Origin of the sequence: Vibrio litoralis DSM 17657 (genome assembly GCF_000426765.1) — a bacterium.
Lineage (GTDB): Bacteria > Pseudomonadota > Gammaproteobacteria > Enterobacterales > Vibrionaceae > Vibrio > Vibrio litoralis.
In genome coordinates, this window is sequence record NZ_KE384566.1 from 650,879 (window position 1) to 669,666 (window position 18,788).

13 protein-coding genes are annotated in these 18,788 nt (G+C 42.1%); 9 read left to right on the top strand and 4 right to left on the bottom strand.

Annotated elements, in window-relative coordinates; translation table 11 throughout:
- Positions 1-33 precede the first annotated feature (33 nt).
- Entirely contained in the window at positions 34-585 is a 552-nt protein-coding gene (locus K358_RS0113355) for a hypothetical protein (RefSeq protein ID WP_027697291.1), read from the bottom strand.
- Positions 586-860: 275 nt separating this feature from the next.
- Here K358_RS0113355 and K358_RS0113360 point away from each other — a divergent pair, with 275 nt between their 5' ends.
- Positions 861-2,123 carry a DUF945 family protein gene (locus tag K358_RS0113360; protein WP_027697292.1) on the top strand — a complete coding sequence of 421 codons (1,263 nt, stop codon included), beginning with the start codon at positions 861-863 and terminating at the stop codon, positions 2,121-2,123.
- Between the two features lie 185 nt (positions 2,124-2,308).
- Positions 2,309-3,391, top strand: a complete 1,083-nt coding sequence (gene serC, locus K358_RS0113365; RefSeq protein WP_027697293.1) for a 3-phosphoserine/phosphohydroxythreonine transaminase — start codon at positions 2,309-2,311, stop codon at positions 3,389-3,391.
- Positions 3,392-3,480: 89 nt separating this feature from the next.
- Here serC and cydC read toward each other — a convergent pair whose 3' ends face one another.
- The 3 genes from cydC to trxB all read right to left on the bottom strand — a co-directional run bounded on the left by cydC (position 3,481) and on the right by trxB (position 8,184).
- The gene (gene cydC / locus K358_RS0113370; RefSeq protein ID WP_027697294.1) at positions 3,481-5,202 is read right to left on the bottom strand and encodes a heme ABC transporter ATP-binding protein/permease CydC; all 1,722 of its coding nucleotides are present in this window, start codon (positions 5,200-5,202) and stop codon (positions 3,481-3,483) included.
- Positions 5,195-6,979, bottom strand: coding sequence for a heme ABC transporter permease/ATP-binding protein CydD (gene cydD / locus K358_RS0113375; protein WP_027697295.1), 1,785 nt, complete (start codon positions 6,977-6,979; stop codon positions 5,195-5,197). The genes cydC and cydD overlap by 8 nt, the downstream gene beginning before the upstream one ends.
- 242 nt (positions 6,980-7,221) lie before the next feature.
- A complete protein-coding gene (gene trxB, locus K358_RS0113380) occupies positions 7,222-8,184 on the bottom strand; it encodes a thioredoxin-disulfide reductase (RefSeq protein ID WP_027697296.1) in 963 nt (320 codons plus the stop codon).
- Positions 8,185-8,480: 296 nt separating this feature from the next.
- Between trxB and K358_RS0113390 the strand changes: the two genes are divergently transcribed.
- The 7 genes from K358_RS0113390 to K358_RS0113420 all read left to right on the top strand — a co-directional run bounded on the left by K358_RS0113390 (position 8,481) and on the right by K358_RS0113420 (position 18,764).
- Positions 8,481-9,146: a 2OG-Fe dioxygenase family protein gene (locus tag K358_RS0113390; RefSeq protein WP_027697297.1), complete on the top strand. Its 666-nt coding sequence runs from the start codon at positions 8,481-8,483 to the stop codon at positions 9,144-9,146.
- Positions 9,133-10,389, top strand: a complete 1,257-nt coding sequence (locus K358_RS0113395; protein ID WP_027697298.1) for a cysteine desulfurase-like protein — start codon at positions 9,133-9,135, stop codon at positions 10,387-10,389. Before K358_RS0113390 ends, K358_RS0113395 begins: the two co-directional genes overlap by 14 nt.
- A gap of 198 nt (positions 10,390-10,587) precedes the next feature.
- Complete coding sequence (locus K358_RS0113400; protein ID WP_027694943.1) at positions 10,588-11,106, top strand: Hcp family type VI secretion system effector; 519 nt, start codon at positions 10,588-10,590, stop codon at positions 11,104-11,106.
- Positions 11,107-11,397: 291 nt separating this feature from the next.
- Positions 11,398-13,503, top strand: a complete 2,106-nt coding sequence (locus tag K358_RS0113405; protein ID WP_027697299.1) for a type VI secretion system Vgr family protein — start codon at positions 11,398-11,400, stop codon at positions 13,501-13,503.
- Positions 13,496-14,014 carry a DUF4123 domain-containing protein gene (locus tag K358_RS0113410; protein WP_038150168.1) on the top strand — a complete coding sequence of 173 codons (519 nt, stop codon included), beginning with the start codon at positions 13,496-13,498 and terminating at the stop codon, positions 14,012-14,014. Before K358_RS0113405 ends, K358_RS0113410 begins: the two co-directional genes overlap by 8 nt.
- Before the next feature lie 3 nt (positions 14,015-14,017).
- A complete protein-coding gene (locus K358_RS0113415; protein ID WP_038150169.1) occupies positions 14,018-17,671 on the top strand; it encodes a LysM peptidoglycan-binding domain-containing protein in 3,654 nt (1,217 codons plus the stop codon).
- Complete coding sequence (locus K358_RS0113420) at positions 17,616-18,764, top strand: tetratricopeptide repeat protein (RefSeq protein ID WP_342341432.1); 1,149 nt, start codon at positions 17,616-17,618, stop codon at positions 18,762-18,764. Before K358_RS0113415 ends, K358_RS0113420 begins: the two co-directional genes overlap by 56 nt.
- Positions 18,765-18,788 lie beyond the last annotated feature (24 nt).

Below are 18,788 nucleotides of genomic sequence, written 5' to 3' on the forward strand. Positions count from 1 at the left end.
GTGCAGTTTTGATTAGCAGTTAAACGTGTTTGATTAATAGTTAAAACGTGCTGTAACCATAACTTGGTCACCATAAATGTAATTTAGCTTACCTTCTAAGCCAATAGAAAACAGCTCAGTCGCATGGAATCGACCTGAGATTGAGCCATAAACTTCATCGGTGTCAACATGGTTATTGATTTTGTAGTAACCTACCTGACCACCAATCTCAAACTGTGGGCCAAGCCATTGTCGAACACCTAGATTAATTTCCATTCCCGTGTCATTATCGAATTTGCGTCTGTCATCAACGAGTTTGAATAACATTTCACCTGTAATGTCTGTCCAGTTACTTACTGGCGCATGGAACCCTAAACCTGCAGAAAGATCGTAATCGCTGTCAAATTCAGAATCTAATGAAAAAATCGCGTGTGCATTGGGATGAATGGATTTACTAACCGCTGCACCAAAAGTCATTGGGCTCATACCAATTCGAGCATCAATATAATCGTAATTAAAGTTGCTCATATTGGCAGAGCCATTACTCGCGGCAAAAGTAGACCCAGATACCAATAGTAGGCCAGAAAGAATCAGTGACTTGCGCATGAAAGAAAACCCTTTTCTTATTCAATCGTAAAAAATAGCAAATGAATTATTTATAATGTTTTTGCTCTATGTGGCTGATTTTGTCAGAAGCTGCGACTGATGTAAATTGGCAAAGTACTAGTTAATGTAAACATTCAGACAAATATGACAGCTTCATATATTAATTCAATTTATGAATTCTAAAATAGTAAGCCTTTAGATCTTTCTATTTCTTTTTTTTCATGACATCAAAAATGAATTTACGATAGACTGCTTTTTATTTGCCAAGGATTAAAATGAATAATGTAAAGAAGTTCGTCGCAATTGGTGGCGCAGTACTATTAGGTGCATGTTGGCCGTTAGCGCTAGGGCAGTTTGCTCAAACGACCATTCAAGACACGGTAAATAAGCTGGACAAAGAAGAAGTCAATGTTGAGCTTGTTAATTATGATCGTGGTTACCTGAGCTCCACAGCACAAACTAAAGTTACTGTGGTTGATCCAGTATTAAAGCAGCAGCTCGAACTAGATGGCTTGCCAACAGAGTTCTTGCTAGATCACACCATTAACCATGGCTTGGTTAGTATCGCGACGGATACTAAGCCCAATGACTATACTAGCTTACCGATTGATATCCATTCTGTTACCTATATTAACGGCTCAACTGCATTGGATATGACTAGTCAAAAAATGGCATTTAACTTTGCCAATGATGTGAATTCTAAGTTGGAGTTTTCTCCTGCTAAATTGAGTGCGGATATTAGCCGTGATGGTCATATTAAATTTGATTATGCTTTTGAAGGCTTTGACGGCCACTTCAGTAATGGCGAATCTTTGACTGTTGATTCGGTTACTGGTGCTGGTAATGGTCAGAAGAAAGAGGGCTTTTGGCTGGGCAGTCAACAAATCACCGTCGGTGAAACCAATATGGTTGACGTGCAGGGCGTGAGTATTGTCGATGTTCATAAATTTGATTATGAATTTAATACTGAAGAAAACACCAAAGAGAAAACCTTCTCTAGTCATCATAAAATCGCAGTAGATACTGTGGATCTTGTTGATGACACGCTGACGGATCTAGGCGTTGATGCTTCATTTAATTCGTTAGATATCGAAGCTTTTTCTCAATTGCTGAGTGTGTATCAAGATAAAGGTCATGCATTAAATAATGACGATATCAAAGTTATTATGGCTTCGGTTGATGGCTTGTTTGAAAAAGGGTTCAGCATTTCTCTTAATGAGATGAAAGCCTCGATTGGTGAAGGTAAGTTTAACAGTGATTGGTTACTTAATTTCCCTAAAGGAGATAACAAAGTAACTAAAAACCCAATGCAAGTGATCTCATCGATTAATGGTGGAGCCAATGCCTTTATTTCCACTGAAATGGTTACGCAATTTCCATTTATTCAATCGGGTTTAGATGACTTAATCCAACAAGGCATCATGGTGAAGCAAGCGGATGGCTATCATCTTAATGGTGATATTAAAGGTGGCAACATTGTGTTCAAAGGTGGTAAAACATTGCCGCTATTTGTGGTACTTGCACCGTTATTTTTATAATCAGAGTGAAATGCATGACACACATTTTTTATTGAGAAAATAGGTGTTTTACGATGAAAGGGGCCAATGTGGCCTCTTTTTTTATGTTTGAACAAAAATGGCTTTTCTCAATTAAGTAAAAAATGGTATTACTGTAGGTAAATTCGTTATCTTTATTTGTCATCTACGCAGGAGCAAAATTCATCATGGAACCTATCTATAACTTCAGTGCTGGCCCAGCAAGTCTTCCTAAAGCGGTTATGCAACAAGCTCAGAAAGAGTTTTTAGATTGGAATGGCCTAGGCACATCCGTTATGGAAATCAGTCATCGCAGTAAACCTTTCTTGAAAGTGGCGGCGGATGCAGAGCAAGATCTACGCGATCTCCTTTCTATCCCTGATAATTACAAAGTGCTTTTCTGTCAGGGTGGCGCTCGTGCTCAGTTTGCGGCTATTCCTATGAACTTATTAGGTGATGCTAAAACCGCTGATTATATTGATGGTGGGTACTGGGCAGCCAGCGCGGTTGATGAAGCGCAAAAATATTGCCAACCGAATGTATTTAAAGCCTCGACTGAAATTGATGGAAAAACCGCAGTACTGCCGGCTTCTGAATGGGTCTTATCCGATGATGCAGCTTATGTGCATTTTTGCCCGAATGAGACCATTGATGGCATTGAAATTAATGATTTACCACAGACAGATAAACCAATTGTCGCGGATATGTCTTCAACAATTTTATCGCGTGAAATTGATGTGTCTAAATACGGCGTGATTTACGCAGGTGCTCAGAAAAACATTGGCCCAGCCGGTTTATGTATTGTGATTGTGCGTGATGATCTGCTTGAATTCGCGAATTCAGCGTTGCCAAGCATTTTAAATTACAAAGTTTTGTTCGAAAAAGAATCAATGTTCAATACGCCTCCAACTTATGCTTGGTACTTATCGGGCTTAGTCTTTAAATGGCTAAAAGCCAATGGCGGTGTTGCGGAGATGGAAAAAGTGAACCGTGCCAAGGCTGCGTTACTTTATCAATGTATTGATGAGTCAGATTTTTATCGTAACAACGTCCATACGAATAACCGTTCATTGATGAATGTGCCATTCCAACTCGCCAAACCTGAGCTTGATGGACTGTTCCTTGAGCAAGCTGAAGCGCGTGGTTTACAAGCATTGAAAGGCCATCGAGCGGTAGGTGGCATGCGAGCGTCTATTTACAACGCAATGCCATTCGAAGGGGTACAAGCGTTAGTTGATTTCATGAAAGAGTTTGAAGCGGCCAATAAATAACTTCAAATTTATGAATAGATAAAAAAACCGCCAAGTTGATTTTTTAACTTGGCGGTTTTTATTTGAATTACCTTTCTTAAGTAGAATACTTATAGACGCTGATGCAAGCGGTGATATAAGCCATTTTGGGCCAATAATTGGCTATGGCTGCCTTGCTCTACAATCTCACCTTGATCCATCAAACAAATCATATCCATTTTTTCTAAGCCAACTAAGCGGTGAGTAACGAATACCACGGTTTTATTAATAGTATGTTTACTTAATAACTGCATAATTTGGCTTTCGGTTTGTTTGTCTAAGCCTTCTGTAGGTTCATCAAATAGCATAATTGGAGCGTTGTGTAATACCGCTCGAGCAATACCAATACGACGTTTTTCACCGCCAGATAGTTGACGACCACCATCGCCTAACCAGGTATCTAAACCGGTATTCTCGTTAAGGTGAGAAAGGCCAACTTCTTGCAAAATTTGCTTCATTTCTTCATCAGACGCATCAGGCTTAGCCAGTTGTAGGTTGTCTTTCAATGTGCCATTTAGAATATCAACACGTTGACTAACCACTGAAATACTTTGGCGTAAACCTTTCTCGGTCCATTGTTCGATAGCGCTACCGCCAAGAAGTAATTCACCAGAAGTCACATCAAATTGGCGAGTTAACAATTGCAGTAGGGTAGATTTACCTGAACCGGTTTGGCCGACAATCGCCAGTTTCTGACCAGAGTTTAAGTTCAGCGATACTGATTTAAGCGCATCTTTATCACTATCATGGTAACGATAATTCACATTGCTTAGTTGAACATTATAATCTTGGCTAGTTTCTGTGCCAGATTCGGTAAACACGACATCTGGGGTGGCTGAAAGTACTTCATTTAACCGGCGCGCCGATTCTAAGGTTTGTCCTAGATACTGGAATGCACCAGCAATTGGCATTAATAGTTCAAAACTCGCCATGGTTGCAAAGGCCATCATCGCGACCATTGGGCCCGGAGGCTGGCCATTAATACCGTCAGCTGCCATCCAAATGATCAATACTAGGCTCCAACCATTCGCTAGTAACAGTAGGGCGCTTGCAAGACCGGTGTAGTGAGCATTTTTAAATTGGTTTTTAATTAATGAGTCTTGATGTGTGCTTATAGCTTCACGATATTTAGGTTCAGCGCCAAATAAGACTAATTCACTGTGACCTTGTACCCAATCTAGCGTTGCAATACGTAGCTTAGCTTTATTTTGGGTTAGCGTTTCACCATTGTGCTTGCCTAATTTGTAGAAAATAATCGGCCACAGCAATAATAAGGTAAGTAGAATCGCCCCAAGTGTTAAACCTATGGTTAAATCAAACCAAGCAATGAACACCGTTAACGATGCAATACCAAAAATGCCGACAATAATTGGGCTCACTAAGCGTAAATACACGTGATCCATGGCATCGACATCCGCCACAAGACGGTTGAGTAGATCAGCATCACGCAGCTTTGATAAGCGCCCCGGAATTAATGGCGTCAACTTCTTAAAGAAGAAGATCCGTAGATCGGCCAATAACTTGAACGTTGCATCGTGGCTGACAACCCGCTCACCCCAACGGCCAGCGGTTCTCGCCATGGCAAAACCTCGAACACCACCACCAGGCAGCATGTAGTTGAAGGTTTCGCGTGCAATAGTGAGCCCTGCAACCGCGGCCGCTGATAAAAACCAACCAGAAAGGGTTAGTAAGCCAATAGAGGCAACTAAAGTCACAAAGGCCAAAAACATACCCAATGATAGGTTAAACCAATGCTTTTTGTAGAGTTTGAGATAAGGTGCTAACTCACGCATCTAAATTCCCCTTATTCTCGTTATCGATTTCAACTTTTGAAGACAACATTTGAGCAAATAAACCTGAATCTTTAATCGCATTATATGAGCCGGATTGAACTATCTGACCGGCATTCATCACCAAGATGTTTTCTACTTGTTTTAAGTGATCTAATTGGTGTGTCACCATTAATGTGGTTTTGCCAATGGTATTATTCGCTAATGCCTTGGCAACCAATTTTTCACTGTGTGCATCTAAGCTTGCGGTTGCTTCATCTAGTAGCCAGAACTGGCCATTTTGCAGCATGGCGCGGGCTAGTGCTAAACGCTGTGCTTGTCCAACAGAAAGGCCGCCGGAGCGATCGCTGATGTGGTAATCCAAACCATGGGTTTCTACAAACTCAGCTGCAAAGGCATCTTGTAATGCTTTGGTGACTTGTTGTTGAGAAATGTTTTGTTGTCCAAGAACCACGTTGTCATAAATGCTGCCGTTAACCAGTAGCGGGTTTTGGCCCACCCAACTGATATTACTGCGCCATAGTTTCAAATCGAGTTCTTTGACTTCTACACCATTGATTTGTAAAGAGCCAGAATAGGGTAGAAAGCCTAGAATCGCATTAATTAAGCTGGTTTTGCCTGCGCCACTTGGACCAACTAACGCTGTCGTTTGATTGGCATCTAAAGTGAAGGACATAGGGCCAATTAGCTTGGTTTTTTCTGGGCTAAACACTTCCAAATCATGGGCGGTAATCACGATTTTATCTGGGCTAGCTAAAGGTGTAGTACCTGATTTAGTCGCTTCTACATCAGCATCTAAAAATTCGACAATACTTTCCGCCGCGCCTAATGCTTGAGCTTTAGCATGGTAGAAGGTACCTAAGTCACGTAATGGTTGGTAAAACTCTGGCGCTAATACTAGGACAAACAAACCGGTAAATAAGGTAATGCCTGCGCCGTAGTAGCCAAAGTTAAGCTCGCCAATGTAACTAAAGCCGAAATATACCGCGGTAATCGCAATGGAAATAGAAGTGAAGAATTCAAGTACTGCCGAGGATAAGAAGGCAATACGCAGCACGTCCATGGTGCTTTTACGTAAAACTTCTGAAGCGCCACGTAATAATTCTGTTTCAGCTTCTGCGCGATAAAATAGGCGAATCGTGGTCATGGATTGCAAACGATCATAAAAATGACCGGATAAACGTTGCAATGCTTTGAAATTCTTTTTATTGGCATCGGCCGCTTTCATGCCTACTAATGCCATGAACAGTGGAACCAATGGGGCTGTGATAAGGAAAATCAAACCTGCTACCCAGTTGGTTGGAAATACAACCACTAATATCAAAAACGGAATAAAGACCGCGAGGGACATTTGCGGCAGATAACGAGAGAAGAAGTCTTGCATCTCTTCAACTTGTTCTAGTAATAACGCAGCCCAAGTACCGGCCGGCTTGCCTTTAATATAGGCTGGGCCTAGGTCGCGCAGTTTATCTAAAATTTGTTGACGAATATAAAGACGTACCGCTTCACCACAGCGATAGCCGGCAATTTCACGACCCCAAGTACATAATGCACGACCGGCGATCATCACCGCTAAACCGATGAAGGAACTGACGAGTTGATGTTTGTCGACATTCTCTATGATGATGTTATGCAGAATAGAGGCTAAGAATGCGGCTTGACCGAGTAGAAATAAGGTAGAAAGAACACCTAATCCTATTGTTATCAGTAACCATTTTTTCGCAAGTTTACCTTGCTGTTTGAGCCATTTAGTTAAATGACGTCTTTGTTGTTTATCCATGTAAGACTCATTCCCATCAGGGGTGAAAGGGGCAGGATTGCATCTAAAAAAGGCCATTATCATAAACACTGAAATTCGAGAGTGATGCCGCGTCGGCACTGCAGTGATATAACAAATTGGCTTGTGTTACTTTCGCCTTAATAATTAGGCAGGCATATTCTATCAGCGATTGATTCGCTTGTACTTAATAAGGTGCTTATTTATAAAAGAAAAGAGGGCGAAAAACCCTCTTTTATATATTGCTATTTTACGCTGTTCAGTGCATCTAGGTAGCGTTCGGCATCGAGTGCAGCCATACAACCAGTACCTGCGGATGTGATTGCTTGGCGGTAGTTATGATCCATAACATCACCTGCGGCATAAATTCCCTCAATGCTAGTTTGAGTTGCGTTACCGTCTAGGCCTGATTTCACGATGATGTAACCATCTTTCATGTCAAGTTGGCCTTGGAAAATGTCGGTGTTCGGCTGATGACCAATCGCAATGAAAGCGCCCATCACATCAATGGTTTCAACGTTATCAGATTGAGTATCCTTAATTTTAACGCCAGTTACGCCCATTTCATCACCCACGACTTCTTCAAGTGTGCGATCTGTATGAAGAATGATATTGCCGCTCTCGACTTTATCCATTAAGCGGTTAATCAGAATTTTTTCTGCGCGGAAGCTGTCGCGACGGTGAATTAAGTGCACTTCAGAAGCAATGTTTGACAAGTAAAGCGCTTCTTCTACGGCGGTATTACCACCACCGACTACCGCAACTTTTTGGTTGCGATAGAAGAAACCATCACAAGTGGCGCAAGCAGAAACGCCGCGACCTTTGAAGGCTTCTTCAGATTCTAAACCTAAGTATTTGGCAGATGCGCCCGTTGAGATAATTAACGCATCGCAAGTATATTCGCTTGAATCGCCTTTTAGACGGAAAGGGCGCTGGCTGAAATCAACTTCATTAACGTGGTCAAACACAATCTCAGTTTCAAAACGTTCAGCATGCTCTTTCATGCGATCCATTAAGCCTGGTCCCGTTAATCCCTCTGGATCACCAGGCCAGTTTTCAACTTCCGTTGTGGTGGTTAATTGGCCACCTTGTTGTATGCCTGTCACTAACACCGGTTTCAAATTGGCGCGCGCAGCATAAACCGCCGCAGTATAACCTGCAGGACCTGAACCAAGGATGAGTAAATTACAATGCTTAACGTTGCTCATGAAGACTCCAATTTGAATGCGCTAAAGGTCAATATACTGTGTCTGGATTGTATGGAAAATGTCGCATTAAAGAAAGTAATAGATTTACATTCTGCAAAGGAAATGGAGTGAAACAGCATCGTATCGCCAAATCCACATGCATAATTAGCGTTATATTCTGCCAAGCCGCACTTAACTATTTGTTACTGACTAAGGAATTAGCATTAAGTTTTATATTTCACTGCTTAATTTGATTTGGCTAGATTAATGACTAAGACTTATAACTGATGAAATATAGTCATAATAGTGAGGTTGATATGAGTGATGCAACAGTAAGTCGCCCGAAAAATGAATTGCAACTCGTTCAGTTAGGTCGTGAGGCCTTAGCGCCTATTTTAGAAAGCTTTTCAGCGCTTCCGCATACGAATCATGCCGATGGGAAATACCGTTTACGCCGTTATTCCGTTATCTATTTTCTTGATGATGAAGTAAAGCCGAGCGACAAGCATGATTTTGTTCAGACTAGTGATATCAATCATTTCCAAGGTGATATCGTCCGACGTTTCGAACCAATTGAAGCGGATGTGTTAGCGAGTACATCATTAAAATTAATGTGTTCTCATTTCATGCAAGCGAACCACTTACCGAATGGACAAGAGATTGAAATTCACCAAATGCGAGTGGTGGCGCTCATGGATGAAACCCCAGTTGCGCCAGAAGGAGTCCATCAAGATGGCTTTGATCATATCGCAATTATTGGCATCGCGAGACACAACGTGGTTGGAGGGGAAGTCATGCTGTATAACCACGACCATGAAGCGCCATTCTTCCGAAAAGTGTTGAATGATGGGGAGATGGCAATGCTAGATGATCATCGACTTTGGCATAACGCTCAACCGATTCGAGCAATCGAACCACAGCAAGATGGTTATATGGATGTGATGGTGTTAACTGCCAAGGAGGGACGTAATGCCGCACATTAAACGTTTAGATATCGAAGCATTACGTAAAGATTTTCCGGCCTTGCAACAGCAGCACCAAGGTCAGCCGGTGATATTTATGGATGGCCCCGGTGGTGCGCAAGTGGCTAATTCGACATTACAAGCCATGGAAGGCTACCTAGGTCGATACAACTCAAATCTTGGTGGGGCTTTTTTTTCTAGTCAGATCACCACCGACCTAATGAGTAAAGCTCGTTATTATGCCGCGACACTGGTTAATGCAGAACATCCAGAAAACATGGCATTTGGCGCTAATATGACGAGCTTAACCTTCTCATTAAGCAGAGCTATTGCCAGAGAATGGAAGGCAGGTGATGAGGTTGTGGTTACGCGGCTCGATCACTATGCCAATGTGTCTTCATGGCAACAGGCGGCGCAAGATAAAGGCTGTATCGTTCATCAAATAGATGTCGAACCTGAAACTTGTGATCTTAACTATCAGCAACTTGCATCGGTCATCAATGAGAAAACCAAGTTGGTCGCAGTTACTTATGCATCGAACACTACAGGTACCATTGTTGATGTGAAGCGAGTAACCGAACTCGCCCATAAAGTTGGCGCTAAGGTGTTTGTCGATGCGGTTCATTATGCACCTCATCATTTAATAGATGCGCAAGAGTTACGCTGTGACTTTTTAGTGTGTTCCGCTTATAAGTTTTTTGGGCCTCATGTTGGCATGATGTACATTCATCCTGAGTGGTTACATAGATTAGAGCCATACAAAGTTGAACCGGCCATCAATATTGGCCCGGGACGCTATGAAACGGGAACTCAAAGTTTTGAAGCTTTATCTGGCATGGTTGCGTGTATCGAACACTTAGCTGCCTTGGGAGATGAAGAGCTTTCATTAAGAGAAAAATTAGAGCAAAGCTTTGGTGCCTATAGCGCACATGAACAACAGTTATCGGAAGTATTTCTACAACATTTAAACAAGATGCCTGAAGTGACATGTTATGGGCATACCAATCTAGAAAGTATTTCACAGCGAACGCCTACCTTTGCATTAAAAATCAAAGGGGTAGATTCTGGCGAAATGGCAAAGTTTTTAGCTAAAAAGAATATTTGTGTTTGGAGCGGGCATTTTTATGCGATTGGCTTACTAGAGCAATTGAATTGTTCGGAAGATGGTGGGTTATTGCGGGTCGGCTTAATGCATTACAACACCGAGAATGAGATAGCGGTGTTTTTTGATGAGCTTAAGTTGGGTATTAAGGAGCTGACTTAACCTAGCCACCATTTAATTAGGTATAGGCAAAAACTTGCCGCTATCAAGCAACTTTTTGCCTACTTAATATTGTTGTAAAATAGAAAGTCATTGATTTTATTGGAGATAAAAGCTGGCATGGTAGTTGCTTTATCGTTGGCGTGATTTTAGATAGGGATTTTTCTCACCAATTAACTAAAACGAAAAAGGATATTAGTAATGCCAACTCCATGTTATTTATCAATCAAAGGCGCGACTCAAGGCAACATCACTGCTGGCGCATGTACTGCTGATTCTATCGGTGATTCTTACGTAGAAGGTCATGAAGATGAGATGCTGGTTCAACATGTTGACCACACTGTCACTATTCCAACCGATCCACAATCTGGTCAACCTTCAGGCCAACGTGTTCACAAACCATTCAAATTCACGGTTGCTTTAAACAAAGCCGTTCCACTGATGTACAACGCATTAACGTCTGGCGAAAAGCTCGATGAAGTAGAACTGAAATGGTACCGCACGTCTATCGAAGGTAAACAAGAGAACTTCTTTACCAGCAAACTTGAAGGCGCAACCATCATTGATATCAACTGTGAAATGCCACATTGCCAAGATCCAGCAATGAAAGACTTCACACAAAACATCACGGTATCGATGTCTTACCGCAAAATCACTTGGGACCACAATAATGCGGGTACCTCAGGTGGTGATGACTGGCGTAAGCCTATCGAAGCCTAATATATCCTTCGTACTTGAAGTTGCAGCTTTGTTGACGGCGTTCATTCACCCCCCCTATCTTTTTATAAAGAAAGTCATAGACGAGCTATGCTCATGGGGCCTCATTCACTTGTCGCCTCACTGCAACTCCAATTACTTTGGCTATAGATTAGGTACTCGAGCTTGGCAGAAAACTGTCAAGCTTTTTCTGTTTATTTTTCGTCTCAATATTTACTTGTTTGCTTTGGGTGTGGGTGGATTGCTCGCGAACAAAGCAAACCAGTAAAGCGTTAAACATTAAAAGGATAGGGCATGGCAACGCTACAATTTAGTATTCGCGTCGATGGCGTCAGTGACGAATCGTTAGTAGTGAGAAGCTATCAAGGGCAAGATAACTTTTCTTCGATTCAGCAAGCTGATGGCACTTGGTGCCATGGCTTTCATTATCAGATTGAGCTTGCTAGTCGCCGTCCCGATTTAACCGCCTTAGACATGGTAGATAAAAGTGCCGAGCTTGTAATGTATCGCGATGGTGAAATAGTACAACGCATTAACGGCATTGTTCGCAACTTCACTCAAGGCGAAACCGGTCATCATCACACCTTTTATGCTTTAACCTTAGTACCGGAAATTGAGCGCCTATCACTGCGCCATAACAGCCGTATTTTTCAATCGATTTCTGCGCCGGATATCATCGCCACCTTGTTTAAAGAAATGGACATTCAAGACTTTGCCTTTGCATTAACGTGCACGCCAAAACAGCGTGAGTTTTGCATGCAATATCGTGAAACCGACCTTGAGTTTATTAACCGCCTTGCCGCCGAAGAAGGCATGGTGTACCACATTGAACAATCTAAGGGTAAGCATAGCGTATTGTTCACCGATGATTCTCAAGTTATTAGCGCGCTAGATTCACCTGTGCCTTATAACGTGATGGCAAGCGGTATCAGCTCAACGCCATATATAAAAGAATTCAACAAGACCACTCAGTTTGAAGTTAGTGAAGCGCACAGCGGTGATAGTAGCTTTAAAAAACCGCAATACACCTTTAGCCAACAAGCGGTTGCCAGTGATATAGACTACCAGCGTGACACCTATCAACACTTTGACGCGCCGGGGCGTTTTAAAGATGACGCAATTGGTAAAGAGTTTAACCAACTACGTTTAGATAGCCTGCGTCGCAGTGCTCACACCGCCAAAGGCAAAAGTAATGAGCCACAACTACAAACCGGCGCTAAGTTTGAATTAAGCAAACACACTGATGACGGCTTTAATAAAAAATGGTTAGTCATTGCGAGCACTCATCAGGGCGAGCAACCGCAAGCGCTTGAAGAGTCCGCAGGCGGTAAACCGACTACTTACGCCAATCAGTTTGAAGCCATTCCCGCAGATAAAACCTGGCGCATGCCACAGATGACTTTCCCACAAGTCGATGGCCCTATGACCGCTTATGTTGTCGGCCCTGAGGGTGAAGAAATCTTTTGTGATGAATATGGCCGCGTGAAACTGCATTTTCCATGGGATAGATACTCAAACGGTGATGAGCACAGCTCATGCTGGGTACAAGTTTCACAAGGTTGGGCGGGTAGTCAGTACGGAAAAATTGCCATTCCACGCATCGGCCATGAAGTGATTGTGTCGTTTTTAAATGGCGACCCAGACCAGCCTATCGTGACAGGTCGTGCGTTTAACGCGCAAAACCTACCGCCTTACACATTACCTGATAATAAAACCAAAACGGTATGGCGCAGTGAAAGCCATCAAGGTGAAGGGTTTAACGAAATCAGTTTTGAAGATCAATCTGGCTCTGAGCAAATCTACGTACATGCGCAGAAAGACTTCAAATCGGAAACTCTTAACGATCACATTACTGACGTAAACCACGACCAGCATTTAACGGTTGAGAACGACCAATTCACCCAAATAAAAAACAATCACAATCTGACTGTAGAGGGCGAAAGCCGCACTAAAATCACTAAAGATCAAACCACTGAGGTTGATGGCTCAATACAAGTTAAGTCTGGCTCTAAGATTATCAAAGATGCGGCGACAGAAATTCATTTGGATGCTGGGCAAAAAATAATATTAGAAGCGGCGAGTGAGCTGACCATAAAAGCAGGTGGCAGTTTTGTTAAAGTGGATGCAGCAGGTGTGCATTTAGTGGGTGCAGGGGTGAATATTAACTCCGGTGGTAGTGCGGGGAGCGGTAGTGGTTACAGTGGTTCTATACCTGTTTTGCCGTTAGGGCTTGAATCACCAGCCGCGCCGGCAAACCCATTACCCATGCAGATCTCGGCAACTAAAATGCAGACTTTAGCGATTGCGAATGTTGCTTTAGCGAAACAATGTCAAAAGCAAGCAGATGGCTCTTGTACTCGTGCGGATTGCGCTTGTGATAAGGGGGTATCGAATGAATAACTTTTGGATAGTAGTCGATACTGTGCGTATTCCTGGTGCACTAAAGCAGCTTAAAACGATTGCAGAACTTGATACCGTTTTACCTTTGTATGCGGGCTCTGATTTTGATTACTTAATCGATCAAAGCCCATTGTTGATTAATATTGGTTCAAATGAATCGGTATTAGATAAATGGCGTACTTTGCCTTTGTTTGATTCCAGTTCAGTGGTTATCACTTTAAATAAAAATACTGATGCTTATGAGCTGCTCAATCATTTACAAAATTTATTGTCGGTAAGCATTGACCAAACGGCTTTTTTATTCCGCTTTTATGTGAACAGCATTTGGGAGCAAGTGGCGAGTGAGCTTAATGAACAAGACATTCATACTATTTTAGGCCCAGCGAGTGGTTTGTATTGGGTTGATGGTTCGCAGCAGATTCACTCTTTTCATCAACAAAGCACTTCGGATAAAGAAAATGCGGAAACTCCTTATCGTTTAACCTCATCAATTTTTAAGCAGTGGGTATAAATCATGGCTCAACAATACACAATATTAAAAAATGACTGTTTAAGCATACTGGCGGAACGTTTTAATACCACCAAAGACGTTTTGATGAGCTTAAATAGCGAGCAAATTAAAAACCCCGATCTCATTTATGAGGGGGATAAATTAACCTTACCCGATCCGGCGATTGAAAGTGTTCCTTTAGATGGTAGTCGTATTGAACTACCTAAACCACCAGAAAAACTCGCAGGTGGTGATGATACATGTAGCAAGCCGCTTGATTTTGCGGACATTTTATACTTACCGGCTCATCCAAAAACCGGTAATAAGTGTTGGTATGGCATCACCGAAGATGCGAAGAAAATTATTGAAAAAGAAAAAGTGCTGCTAGATACCACGATAGTGGACGATGACGTAAAAACCACCACTCAGAATTTAAGCAAATTAGGGGTGTTATCTAAATTTGCTGCAAAACATTTTGAACAATTTATGTCGCAAGAAAACGCAGGTGATTATAAAACACTGAATTTATTTAAATTGGTGATCACGCGTTATTTATACAAAGAGACCGATAGCGATCCGTTTGATGTTCTCTACGATATGGCAGAAAAGGCCAATATCAACATGGGCGGCTTAAAAAGCAAAGTTAAGTATTGGAAACGCTATGTTGAGAAGCTTCAAAGCCATTTTGAACAAGCGGATGCCATGCAGCAAAAGATGGAGTTAGCTCGCTCTGGGGTGGATGCGATTTCAGGTGCCTCTATCAATACGGCTAAAGTTGAGCGTGACCGACAAGCCAAAGCTGACCAATATTTATTGGATCAATTACATCATACGGTGCTTGATGACATTACCGACAAAATAGAAAGCATGGAAGAGGCGGCGATTGATAAAGCGGAAGAGATGAATTCGGATGATGGTACTGAGTTTGTGTATCGAGAAGAGTTAAAATACTTCACCAGCAAGCAACAAGAGACGATTGAAAAATATGCAAAAATGCTCTCTGACAATCATGATGAAATGTCGATTGCTCAGTTGCCTCATGATAAAGCGAAAGCAAAATTAAGCGCACTTATTCAACAACCTCAAGAGGCACAATCTCCTTATGGTGTGAATTGGTATTCCGCCGCGGTGAGTAACCTAAATCGACAAGGTTTGGTGGTTAAAGAGCAATGTTTAACCTTGGCGCAATTAGAAGGTGATAGCCCAGCAAACCAAGGGCCGAAAGTATTAAATGAAAAAATTCCGGACTGGCGCTTACCAAATCAAGTGATTGATATTGAAAAAGATGATTTGATAGAAGAGCTTTATATTCAATCTAAAGGTGGTAGTGCGACGGAAGAGGTAGAAGCATCAGTGAATGACGTGACGCTCGATTGGTCTTACTACCCAAGCTTGGCGTTAATTGCCTTAATTGATAATACGATAACCGAGCACCAAAAGAATTTAGCGCAAGTATTGGGCACAACACTGCCGCTTGATGAGCTTTTTAATAAATTGTTATGGGTGAAAAAGGTCGCTAAAGCCCGTATTGCGTTCTTAAAAAGCCTTGCGCAATCTCGATTGGAATCGCCAAATCCTACCTTAGAATTTGAATCTCCTTTTGTGGCCTCTATGCCCGCTAAGCTCACTTTATTGTGGGATAACAGTTACCAACCCAAAATGAAAAATAAAGCGGGTTTTGAGAATCAGGCCGAGCTCAATGATTTACAGGTGGTGGAATGCAGCTTGATGTCGAGCGGCGAGCTGTTTTACCTGCGTGGTCCGGCGTGGTACATGCCAGAAAAAAATAGTGATGATTTATGTTTGCTGGCCAAAGGGCATGTGCGCAATATTACTGGTCAAATTCAGTTTGCGAGCCAACAATCCAATGGTGCAACGCCAGCTAATTCATTATCGGATGCGCTTGAAAAGTTGAACGATCCAGAGGTGAAGTTGGATTTATTTCCACTGACCAAAGAGAAGAAATTTGATACCGCATTTTGGTCAGACCGTTACCATTATCAAAATGGCATAAGCCCAGATGGTAAAGAAGCGCAATACAGCGCGGATGCCGGGGCGCAGTTGTTCCGCTTTAGTAGCAAAGCGGCAGCAACCTTAAATACGCCATTAAGCAATGACCAAAATATGCGAAAGAACCCAAAACAACTGGGCGGCTCGGGTGAAGTATCGGCGAATTTTGCGTTGTTGCAAGCGCAAGCCAGCTTTATGTTTTGGTTGCCGTTTAAAAAAGGCAATAATGAGGGTGTTAAAGACATCAAAGATGTCAAAGGCTATGACCTGACATTAGCCTACGTTGATCTTCATGATGATAAGCATGAATACGAAGCGGGTTGCTTAGCGGCCAAAATTGAAGGCTCAGTGTATGGTTTAGCCGGCGCATCTTGCCAGCTAAGTGGCAAGGTAGCGTTTGGGCCTTCTGATTCCGGAAGTGGTAATTTTGGACTAAAGGGCAGTTCTGTGACGGCCTTTGACCCCAATATCCAGTCCACGAATGTGCTGAATTCTGGCCCAGTAAGCGCCGATTATGCTGCGGAAGCGGGCGTTACCGTGGATGCTTTTGCAGGGGTTGAAGCCGGAGGCACTTTAGGGGCCACTGTTTATTGGTGGCCACCAAAAGACACAAACGAGAAAAAACTAGGTAGCATTAATGGTGAGCTTTCTGCCTCCTTTGGCGCGGGGGCTAAAGGTGAGTTTCGCTTATTGTTTCAAGGTGGCGTGTTAGTGTTGGTTAGCTCAGCAAAATTGGTGATGGGGCCGGGTGCCTCAGGTAAACTCGCCATTAATATAGACATGTTAGGGGTAGACCGATTTGTCGATACCTTGCTTGGGGTGCTAAAGCAGCACGACTTTAAGCGTTTAGCGGTGTTTGGTGATGTCGACAAAGACGGCGAGAATGAAGACTTTGCGTTACTTAATAATGTATTAACGCTCGCTATGACCATGGGTTTAACGGTGGCGGATGTGTTATTGATGCCAGTATCGACATGGGCGGAGTATAAGCAAAGTACCTTGAGTAAAGAGTATGCGCCGTTGTTGGCGACTAATATCATAAGGACAGATAGACAAGCAACAATGAAGGCTTGGGTGACTAAATTGCCACCTGAAACACTGCGCAATTTATTTGTTACCTTGATAATGGAGCAAGATAAACCAAGTGGTCAGTATAATGTAGCACAAAGCAATCAACGCCTCGCTCAATCTATCGTACAAATCATGCAATGGTTAGTGGATGATGAAAATGACAACATCAGCTCAAAACGCCAATGGAAAGAAAGCTTGATTCGCATGAATAATGACCCAGCAATATTGCAAGATAAGCCTTTGCAGTGGGAGTCGTTTAAGGATAATTGGTTTAAGCTGGCGAGGTTTGTGAAGACGTTTGGTAATGCGGATAATAGCCAAGCGATTCGATTATTTGAATTGAACTCTAAGGAGCTTTGTCAAAACATGGTGTTGACGTATTTGGATGAACTAGAAGACCCACTAGCGAATAGCTATCAAAGTAGTTATGTGACTTTACCCAAGGTTAAAGTGCGTCGTTATCATGCTTACCCAATTTCAATGGTAGAGAATCCAAAGGACACAGGCAAAGCCATTCAAATCCGTAATACGGATAATGAAATTGAAACCAAACAAGAATTTATTATGGAGTGGACGATTAATGCCGCGTTATCTTAAGTTATCTATCAGTACTTTATTGTGTGTTTTCACGCTTGGGCTCATGGGTTGTAATGACTACACGCCTAACCCAGAAGACGATATTGCGCTTTTTCAGCCATTTATTGATGTCAATGTTAATAAAAAATCGGATGATCCGTATATTTCCAGCACCGTAAAGCCGGGCGATAAGTTATACGATATTTTGGTGAATATTCAGCATGGTCGCCATGACGTAGCTATAAAACAGCTAAAGCCCTTGGTAGATAAAGGGGATGCTGATGCGCAATTTTGGTATGCCAAAATGATTTTTGATTCAAGTGTCAAAAATAGATACCCAGCTTTGCAGCTTTATAAAAAATCCGCAGAGCAAGGCAACCCTAATGCTTATTTTGAGCTTTCTCCTTTTGGAGAGGGTTGTCTTGTTTATTTTGGTGAAAAGAACTGTACTCAAGAAAGCTTAACTAAAGCAATTGAATTATTTAAGCAAAAAGCCAAACAAGGTGATTTGCGGGCTCAATATTTCTTATTAAGCATGCTAAAGCCTGATGGCTCAGTGATTGAGCATGAAACGTATTTTTCAAATAATTATAATTTCACACATTCAGCAGAAAGCCGTCAGCACTACCTTAAAGAAGTGATTCGGTTTGCGGAGAATCATTACTATCAACCATTGATGGATTATGTGGATACGATTATTAGTAGTAAGGGTTATAAATCTCCACATGAAGCTAGCACTCCTGAGCTATTTTCTATGGCGAGAGAATTACTGACTATTGCAGCGAATCATAATTACATTCCAGCGATAAAATTACTCTTAACAATAAACCATGAAAATGGAATAGAAGATAATAAGTTAATTGAAAAGTCAATTAACTTGGGCTCAAGCTACTCGCTTTATAATCGATATTTCGATAATGACGCTAAGGGATATGAGGGGTATTACTATGGGTTGTTTCTTGAGCAGCTTATAGGGCAGCATAGAACAAAAGACTACTCACCAACAGCTGATGAATTAGACAATATGACGGATTCTATAATCGAAAGAATGAACGCTATGACCCCAATGGTCTACATCGACGGTTTCACCTCACGTGATAAGTGGGTGGATTGATCTCCATTAGTAAAAAAGCCACCA